Raw genomic sequence first — 8,414 nt, 5'->3', positions numbered from 1 at the left:
GCGGCCCAGCCCGGCCCTCACTCCGCCCGCACGAGCGCGCTCTCGTCGACGCTGCTGACCGCCTCGTCGCCCGGCCAGCCGGGGTAGGCGGGGGGTGTGCCGTCCCAGGCGGGGCAGAACGTCTTGTGGCTGCACCAGTCGCAGAGGGGGCCGGGGCTGGGGCGGAAGTCGCCGTCGCGGCCCGCGGTGAGGATGGCCTGCCAGATGGCGTGGAGGGTGCGTTCGAAGCGGCGGAGCTCGGCCTCGTCGGGCTCGTAGGTGAGGGATTCGCCGTCGGCGAGGTACATCAGCCGCAGCTGGGTGGGCACGACGCCGCGCAGGTGCAGCAGCGCGAGCGCGTAGAACTTCATCTGGAACAGCGCCCGCGCCTCGGCGACCTGCCGGGGGGCGGCGCCGGTCTTGTAGTCGACCACCCGGATCTGACCGGTGGGGGCGACGTCGAGCCGGTCGACGTAGCCGCGCAGCAGCAGCCCCGACTCCAGCTCCGCCTCGACCAGCAGCTCGCGCGCCTCGGGCTCGAGCCGGCGCGGGTCCTCCAGCCGGAAGTAGGCCTCCAGCAGCGGGCGAGCGCCGGCCAACCACTCGGGCAGCGCGGGGTCGTCGGGGCCGTCGAACAGCTGGCCGACGAGCTCGGGTGCGGCCGCGCAGAGCTCCTCCCACACCGGCTCGACGAGCTGCGCGGCCGCCTCGGGGGAGCGCTGCGCCGCCGGCAGGTCGTAGAGCTGCTCGAGCACGGCGTGCACGACGGTGCCGCGGATCTGGGCGCGGGTGGGCCGCTCGGGCAGCCGGTCGATCGCGCGGAACCGGTAGAGCAGCGGGCACTGCTTGAAATCCCCGGCCCGGGACGGCGACAGCGCGGGACGCCGCGGGGGAGCGGCGGGTTCGGCGGTGGCCGTGGCGGTGGCGGGGGTGTCCATCACGCTCCGGAGAGTAGGCGACCGGTACGACAGTTCCGGGTGGCGCCGGAGCGTGGGCGGGGCCACCGTAAGTTGTCGCCCGATGAAGACCATCCGGACCGCCTTCGCCGCCGCCGCGCTGGCCACGGTGCTCACCTCGGCGCTCACCTCCTGCGGCGGCCAGGTCGCCGGCACCCCGTCCGCGGCCGAACCCGCCGCCGCCCCCCCGCCGGCCACCTCCGTCCCCGCCACACCCCCGAGCGGCACCGCGGACGGCAGCACCGGGAGCGGCGGCACCGCCGCCGTCGGCGCCGACGACGAGGCCGCGGTGGAGATCGTCTTCCGCTCCTACTACCGTGCCCTGCTCGACCGCGACTGGCAGACGGCCTGCGCCCTGAGCGCCCCGGAGACGCAGGACGCGCTGATCGAGAACCTGCGGACGCAGGGCGGGGTCACCGTGGGCAGCTGCGAGGAAGCCTTCAGCACCATCTACGCGGTGCCGGGCGCCGCTGAGATCGCCGACGAGATCGCGGAGACCGCGCAGATCCAGGACATCGCGGTCACCGGTGACGACGCGACGATCACCTGGTCGGCGCAGTCACAGGGCGCCCGCCCGACGGTGATCAACGGGCTGCGCCGCATCGACGGCGAGTGGCGGCTGCTCGACGTGACGGCCTGACCGTCGGCCAGGAAGACGGCCGCTGACGGGCGCCCGTTAGCGTTGCGCCCCGTGTCCGAGACCGACCCGACCCCGTCCGCCCCCGCGAGCCCCACGCTCGCCGCCCGCGGCGGCCCGTTCCGCCCCGGCGACCGCGTGCAGCTCACCGACCCGAAGGGCCGGCACTACACGCTGACGCTCGAGGCGGGCGGGCAGTACCACACCCACCGGGGCGGGCTCGCCCACGACGACCTGATCGGCAAGCCGGAGGGCAGCGTGGTCGTCTCCCCGGTCGGGACGCCCTACCTGGCGCTGCGCCCGCGCCTGGCCGACTACGTGCTGTCGATGCCGCGCGGCGCGCAGGTCATCTACCCGAAGGACGCGGCGCAGATCCTCATGTGGGGCGACGTGTTCCCGGGGGCCAGGGTGCTGGAGGCCGGGGCCGGGTCGGGGGCGCTGACCTGCTCGCTGCTGCAGGCCGTCGGGCCGCAGGGGAGTGTGCTGTCCTACGAGATCCGCCCCGACCACGCCGAGCACGCCGAGCGCAATGTGCAACGGTTCTTCGGCGACATGCCACCCAACTGGACCTTGAAAATCGCGGATATCGCTACTCACGACGGCGTCGCCGAGCCCGTCGACCGCGTCGTCCTGGACATGCTGGCGCCGTGGGAGCACCTCGGCACGGTCGCGAAGACGCTCATCCCCGGCGGCGTGCTCGTCGGCTACGTCGCCACCACCACGCAGCTGTCGCGGCTCGTCGAGGACCTGCGCGAGCAGCAGTGCTGGACGGAGCCGCAGGCGTGGGAATGCCTGGTCAGGCCGTGGCACGTGGTCGGGCTCGCCGTCCGCCCCGACCACCGGATGCAAGGCCACACGGCGTTCCTCGTGACGGCCCGGCGGCTCGCCGAGGGCGTCGTCCCGCCGAGGCCGCAGCGCAGACCGACGAGCCGCTGAGCGCAGCTTGCGGAGCGAACGTCGGTGCTGAGGCCGTCGGGCGCATCCCCGACCGGGCACCTCTCGTTCACCCGGCGTCAAGGTCTCGTCCGGCTGAGCGGTGGATCACCGGTTCGCCGCACGGTCAACTTCCGCGCGCGCAGGTACCGTATGGAAACGGAACACGGAGGGAGGATGCCGTGAACCCCTACGACGGTCCCGGCACGCGTGAACCAGGTGACCACGGGGATCTCACCCCCGCGGAGGCCGCAGCGCAGATCCGCTTCCTCGAGGAGGAGGTGGCGCTGCTGCGCCGCAAGCTCACCGAGTCGCCGCGCCACGCGCGCGTCCTCGAGCAGCGGCTCGCCGAATCGGCCAGCAGACTGGCCCAACTCTCAGCACGGAACGAGAAGCTCACCGAGACCCTCAAGGAGGCGCGCGGCCAGCTCGTCGCGCTCCGCGAGGAGGTCGACCGGCTGGCCCAGCCACCGAGCGGCTACGGCGTGTTCCTCGCCCGGTTCCCGGACGAGACCGTCGACGTCTTCACCTCCGGCAGGCGGATGCGGGTGGCGGTGTCGCCCGCGGTCGACACGGCCGCGCTGCGCAGCGGGCAGACCGTCCGGCTCAACGAGGCGCTCACGGTCGTCGAGGCGGGCGACTACGAGCGGGTCGGCGAGGTGTGCGGCCTGCGCGAGGTGCTCTCCGAGCCCACCGCGGACGGCCTGGCGGGCCGCGCGCTGGTGGTCGGGCACGCCGACGAGGAGCGGGTGGTGTGGCTGGCCGCCCCGCTGTTCGCCACCGACGACGACCCGGACGTCGTCCCACTCAAGCCGGGTGACTCGCTGCTTGTCGACACCAAGGCGGGCTACGCCTACGAGCGGGTGCCGAAGGCCGAGGTCGAGGACCTCGTGCTGGAGGAGGTCCCCGACGTCGACTACTCCGACATCGGTGGCCTGTTCCGCCAGATCGAGCAGATCCGCGACGCGGTGGAGCTGCCGTTCCTGCACGCCGAGCTGTTCCGTGAGTACGAGCTGCGGCCCCCGAAGGGCGTGCTGCTCTACGGCCCGCCCGGCTGCGGCAAGACGCTCATCGCGAAGGCGGTGGCGAACTCCCTGGCCAAGAAGGTGGCCGCCGTCCGCGGCGACAACCCCGACGAGGGCAGGGCGTTCTTCCTCAACATCAAGGGCCCGGAGCTGCTCAACAAGTTCGTCGGCGAGACCGAGCGGCACATCCGGCTGATCTTCCAGCGGGCGCGGGAGAAGGCCTCGGCCGGCACCCCGGTGATCGTGTTCTTCGACGAGATGGACTCGATCTTCCGCACTCGTGGGTCGGGCGTGTCCTCCGACGTCGAGACCACGATCGTGCCGCAGCTGCTGGCCGAGATCGACGGTGTCGAGGGCCTGGAGAACGTCATCGTCATCGGCGCCTCCAACCGCGAGGACATGATCGACCCCGCGATCCTGCGGCCGGGCCGGCTCGACGTGAAGATCAAGATCGAGCGGCCGGACGCCGAGGCGGCCCAGGACATCTTCTCCAAGTACCTCACCGAGACGCTGCCGATCCACGCCGACGACATCGCGGAGTTCGGCGGCAGCCGCAAGGCGTGCATCGACGCGATGATCCAGCGGGTCGTCGAGCGGATGTACGACGAGACGGAGGAGAACCGGTTCCTGGAGGTCACCTACGCCAACGGCGACAAGGAGACGCTCTACTTCAAGGACTTCAACTCCGGCGCGATGATCCAGAACATCGTCGACCGGTCGAAGAAGTCGGCGATCAAGTCGGTGCTCGAGACCGGCCAGCCCGGGCTGCGGGTGCAGCACCTGATCGACGCGATCGTCGACGAGTTCGCCGAGAACGAGGACCTCCCCAACACCACCAACCCGGACGACTGGGCGCGTATCTCGGGCAAGAAGGGGGAGCGGATCGTCTACATCCGCACCCTCGTCACCGGGAAGAACGCCGAGACCGGCCGGGCGATCGACACGGCCTCCAACACCGGCCAGTACCTGTAGCACCGCACGCGCCGACGGCCCGGTCCCGCTCCGTGGGGCCGGGCCGTCGGTGTCTCGCACTACTCTTCGTCCCGTGACGACGGAGCGGGACGTGCGCCTGCGCGACGGGCGGACGCTGCGGGTCCATGACACCCGAGGCGACGACGCAGGCGACGCCGGCGGTGGGCCGACGCTGGTCTGGCACCACGGCTCGTCGCAGACGGGGGCGCTGCTCCCACCCCTGGTGGCGATGGCGGCCGAGCGGGGCATCCGGCTCGTGTCCTACGGCCGGCCCGCCTACGGCGGGTCGAGCCCGCGGCCGGGGCGCGACGTGGCGTCGGCGGCGCACGACGTCGCGGAGCTCGCCGACGCGCTCGGCATCGACAGGTTCGCGGTGATGGGGGCCTCGGGCGGTGGCCCGCACGCCCTCGCGTGCGCCGCGGTCACCCCCGAGCGGGTCACGGGTGTCGTCTGCCTGGCCGGGATCGCCCCGTTCACGGGCGAGGACGGCTGGTTCGCGGGCATGGCGTCGGACGGTGGCCTGCGCGCGGCAGCGGCGGGCCGGGCGACCCGGGCGCGGTACGCCGAGCACGAGGAGTTCGACCCGGTCAGCTTCACCGCGGCCGACTGGGCTGCGCTGGAGGGCACGTGGGCGCCGCTCGGGGAGGACGCCCAGCGCGCCGGCGCCGCCGGACCCGACGGGCTGGTCGACGACGACGTGGCCTTCATGGCGCCCTGGGGTGTCGACCTGGCGGCGGTCGCCGCCCCGGTCCTGCTGGTGCAGGGCGGACAGGACCGGGTCGTTCCGCCCGCCCACGCCCACCTGCAGCCACACCTCCGGGCGCTCCCGCACGCGGAGGTGTGGCTGCGGCCCGACGACGGGCACATCTCGGTGCTCGACGCCTGCCCGGAGGCGCTGGACCGGCTCCTGGCCCTGCGCGCCGACGGGCGGGCCGTCCCGTGATCCGACCGGCGACATGTCCGTGCGGGCTGCACGCCCCGTACGAGGCGTGCTGCGGGCGGTTCCATCGGGACGAGGCCACGGCTCCCACGGCGGAGCTGCTGATGCGCTCGCGGTACGTCGCGTTCGCGGTAGGCGATGCCGCCTACCTGCTCGCCACCTGGCATCCGACCACCCGTCCGGCCCGGCTGCGGCTGGACCCCGCCGATCGGTGGACCGGGCTGGAGATCGTCGGGCGCACCGCAGGCGGGCTGTTCGACGCAGCCGGCACGGTCGAGTTCCGCGCTCGTCACGGGCACGGCGTACAGCACGAGGTCAGCGCGTTCCGCCGGGAGGAGGGACGTTGGTTCTACGTCGGCCCCGCCTGAGTGTCCGATCCGTTCACGACGCGGGCGCCGCGGCGGGCCTACCGTCCCGGTCATGACGATCACTGCACGTTTCGACTTCATCGGCATGGTGGTGGCCGACATGGCGAAGTCGCTGGCGTTCTACCGCGCGCTCGGCCTGGAGGTGCCCGACGGCGCGGACGCCGAGGGACACGTGGAGGTGGTCCTGCCGGGCGGGCTGCGGATGGGCTTCGACACCGAGGAGACGATCCGCTCGTTCCTCCCCGGCTGGCAGCCCCCGGCAGGCGGCGGTCGCATCGGGATCGCGTTCGCCCTGGCCGACCCGGCGGCCGTGGACGCCGCCTACGCCGAGCTGACCGCCGCCGGCCACCACGGCGAGCTCGCGCCGTTCGACGCGCCCTGGGGGCAGCGCTACGCCACGGTGCCCGACCCGGACGGCAACGGCGTGGACCTGTTCGCCCCGCTGGCGAGCTGACCCCTGGCGATCTGGCTGGGCGTCACGCCGGCGAGCGCCCGCACTTCGCGCGACAGGTGCGGCTGGTCGGCGTACCCGGCCCGCGCGGCGGCGTCGGCGGGCGGGACGCCCGCGTGCAGCAGGGCGGCGGCCCGGCGGAAGCGCAGCACCCGGCGCAGCACGGCCGGTCCGTACCCGAACCCGGCCAGGCAGCGCCGGTGCAGCGTGCGGACCGTCCAGCCGAGTGCGTCGGCGGTGGCCGCGACCGCCGCGCCCGCGCCGATCCGGGCCGCCGCGGCCGCGATCGCGGGATCCGGGGGCGCGCCGGGCAGCCGCAGTGCCACTGCATCGAGCACGCGTGCCGCCGGGGCGCCGTGCTCCAGGTGGGCCACGGCGGTGCGGGCGAGCCGCGGCTGCAGCTCCACCAGCGGTACCCGCTGGTCGCGGAGCGCCTCGGCGGGCACGCCGAGCAACGCCGGTAGCGCGCCGGGGGCGAACCGCAGCCCGGCCGAGGCGAGCCCCGGCTCGCGGCGGACCGCGTGCGGACCCGTGTCGGGGCCGGCGACGAGCAGCTGCGTGCCGGTCCAGACCAGGTCCATGCAGCCGTCGGGCAGCACGTCCTGCACCTGCGGGGGTGCGCCGGGGGCCACCCCGGCGGACCAGAGGCACTCCACCAGGCCGCGCAGCGGCGCGGGTGGTGGGAGCTCCCGGTAGGCCATGTGCCGACGGTAGCCCTCGCCCCCGACGATCCCCGCGGCCTCGGGTGGGGGCTCACTACTGCATGTCGGGTGAGCGGGGCCGAGCGCCTGGGGACGGCCAGATGGTCAGGACTGGCGCAGCACGCCCTGGATCTCCAGGTTGATCTGCACCTTGTCGCTGACGACCACGCCGCCGCCGTCCAGCGGCATGGCGATGTCGACGCCGAAGTCGTTGCGGTTGATGGTCGCGGAGGCGGAGAAGCCCGCGCGGGTGCCGCCGTAGGCGTCCGGGCCGAAGCCGTTGACCTCGAGGGTGAGCGGGACGGACCGGGTGACGCCCTTGATGGTCAGCTCGCCGTCGACGACCAGCTCGTCGCCGTCGCCGCGGACGCCGGTGGAGCGGTAGGACCACTGCGGGTGGTTCTCGACGTCGAAGAAGTCGGCCGAGCGCACGTGCCCGTCGCGCTGCTCATTGCCGGTGTCGATCGAGGTCGCATCGATCGTCGCGATGACCGTCGAGTCGGTGACGTCCGCACCGGTGACGATCTCGCCGGAGAAGGTCGCGAACCGGCCGCGTACCTTGCTCACCATCATGTGACGGACAGTGAAGGAGACGTCGGAGTGCACCGGGTCGATGTCCCACGTGCCCGCGATGTAGCCGGGGATCTGGGTGGTGGCTGCCGTGGTCATGTCGTCCTCCGTGAAGTAGTTGAACTCTCAGGTGTTGAGAGCGACGCTATCCCTAACAACGTGAACTCTCAACTATTCCGGGGGTGTGATGCCTGACACGCGCTGGCTCGACGACGACGAGCAGCACACGTGGCGCAGCTTCCTCACGGCCACCCGGCTGTTCTTCGACCGGATCGAGCGGCAGCTCCAGCAGGACGCCGGCCTGCCGCACGCCTACTACGAGATCCTGGTGCGGTTGTCCGAGGCGCCGGACCGCACGCTGCGCATGAGTCAGCTGGCGTCCAGCTCGCTGTCGTCGCGCAGCAGGCTCTCGCACGCCGTCGCGCGGTTGGAGGAGTCCGGCTGGGTCCGGCGCAGGCCGTGCCCCGACGACCGGCGCGGAGCACTCGCCGAGCTCACCGACGACGGCCTCGCCCGGCTGCAGGCGGCCGCGCCCGGCCACGTCGAGGCCGTCCGGGCCAACCTGTTCGACAAGCTCACCCGCGAGCAGCAGCAGGCGCTGCAGGAGATCAGCGACGCGCTGGTCGCGCAACTGTCCGACGCGCCCGTCTGGCCGGCTGTGGGCGACGCCGACGGCGCTGGACGACCGGCGTAGTGCTCGTGGGCGACGACAACTTCTCCGACACCCAGGTGACGCAGGTCATCGCCCTGGCCGTGCACTAGAGCGTGTCCCGTGGATCATGCGGGTCGGCTGCGGTAGATCTCTTCTGTGCTTGATCGCCACGACTTGACCGACGCGGAGTGGGCACGGCTGGAGCCGTTGCTGCCCGACCGGACACCGCG

10 protein-coding genes are annotated in these 8,414 nt (G+C 73.1%); 7 read left to right on the top strand and 3 right to left on the bottom strand.

Features of this window, described 5'->3' with window-relative positions; translation table 11 throughout:
- Window positions 1–17: 17 nt before the first annotated feature.
- Window positions 18–917 (bottom strand): RecB family exonuclease, encoded by a 900-nt coding sequence (locus KME75_RS37470; RefSeq protein ID WP_219419687.1) that lies wholly within the window; start codon window positions 915–917, stop codon window positions 18–20.
- Between the two features lie 82 nt (window positions 918–999).
- Between KME75_RS37470 and KME75_RS37465 the strand changes: the two genes are divergently transcribed.
- The 6 genes from KME75_RS37465 to KME75_RS37440 all read left to right on the top strand — a co-directional run bounded on the left by KME75_RS37465 (window position 1,000) and on the right by KME75_RS37440 (window position 6,264).
- Window positions 1,000–1,575 (top strand): hypothetical protein, encoded by a 576-nt coding sequence (locus KME75_RS37465; protein WP_219419684.1) that lies wholly within the window; start codon window positions 1,000–1,002, stop codon window positions 1,573–1,575.
- A gap of 51 nt (window positions 1,576–1,626) precedes the next feature.
- On the top strand, window positions 1,627–2,508 hold the full coding sequence (locus KME75_RS37460) for a tRNA (adenine-N1)-methyltransferase (RefSeq protein WP_219419683.1): 882 nt from the start codon (window positions 1,627–1,629) through the stop codon (window positions 2,506–2,508).
- Window positions 2,509–2,687: 179 nt separating this feature from the next.
- Entirely contained in the window at window positions 2,688–4,502 is a 1,815-nt protein-coding gene (gene arc / locus KME75_RS37455; protein WP_219419682.1) for a proteasome ATPase, read from the top strand.
- Window positions 4,503–4,575: 73 nt separating this feature from the next.
- Window positions 4,576–5,445, top strand: coding sequence for an alpha/beta fold hydrolase (locus tag KME75_RS37450; protein WP_308283430.1), 870 nt, complete (start codon window positions 4,576–4,578; stop codon window positions 5,443–5,445).
- Window positions 5,445–5,810 carry a YchJ family protein gene (locus KME75_RS37445; protein WP_219419685.1) on the top strand — a complete coding sequence of 122 codons (366 nt, stop codon included), beginning with the start codon at window positions 5,445–5,447 and terminating at the stop codon, window positions 5,808–5,810. Before KME75_RS37450 ends, KME75_RS37445 begins: the two co-directional genes overlap by 1 nt.
- 52 nt (window positions 5,811–5,862) lie before the next feature.
- Window positions 5,863–6,264, top strand: coding sequence for a VOC family protein (locus KME75_RS37440; protein ID WP_219419681.1), 402 nt, complete (start codon window positions 5,863–5,865; stop codon window positions 6,262–6,264).
- On the opposite strand, the gene KME75_RS37435 is transcribed toward KME75_RS37440, so the two are convergent.
- The gene (locus KME75_RS37435; protein WP_219419680.1) at window positions 6,201–6,962 is read right to left on the bottom strand and encodes a DUF6597 domain-containing transcriptional factor; all 762 of its coding nucleotides are present in this window, start codon (window positions 6,960–6,962) and stop codon (window positions 6,201–6,203) included. The genes KME75_RS37440 and KME75_RS37435 overlap by 64 nt on opposite strands.
- 105 nt (window positions 6,963–7,067) lie before the next feature.
- Window positions 7,068–7,631 carry a YceI family protein gene (locus KME75_RS37430; RefSeq protein ID WP_219419679.1) on the bottom strand — a complete coding sequence of 188 codons (564 nt, stop codon included), beginning with the start codon at window positions 7,629–7,631 and terminating at the stop codon, window positions 7,068–7,070.
- Between the two features lie 88 nt (window positions 7,632–7,719).
- On the opposite strand from KME75_RS37430, the gene KME75_RS37425 reads away from it, so the two are divergent.
- Window positions 7,720–8,226: a MarR family winged helix-turn-helix transcriptional regulator gene (locus KME75_RS37425; protein WP_219419678.1), complete on the top strand. Its 507-nt coding sequence runs from the start codon at window positions 7,720–7,722 to the stop codon at window positions 8,224–8,226.
- Window positions 8,227–8,414: the final 188 nt, after the last annotated feature.

The sequence above is a fragment of the Pseudonocardia nigra genome, from assembly GCF_019396355.1.
GTDB lineage: Bacteria > Actinomycetota > Actinomycetes > Mycobacteriales > Pseudonocardiaceae > Pseudonocardia > Pseudonocardia nigra.
This window is presented reverse-complemented; position numbering and strand designations above follow the sequence as displayed.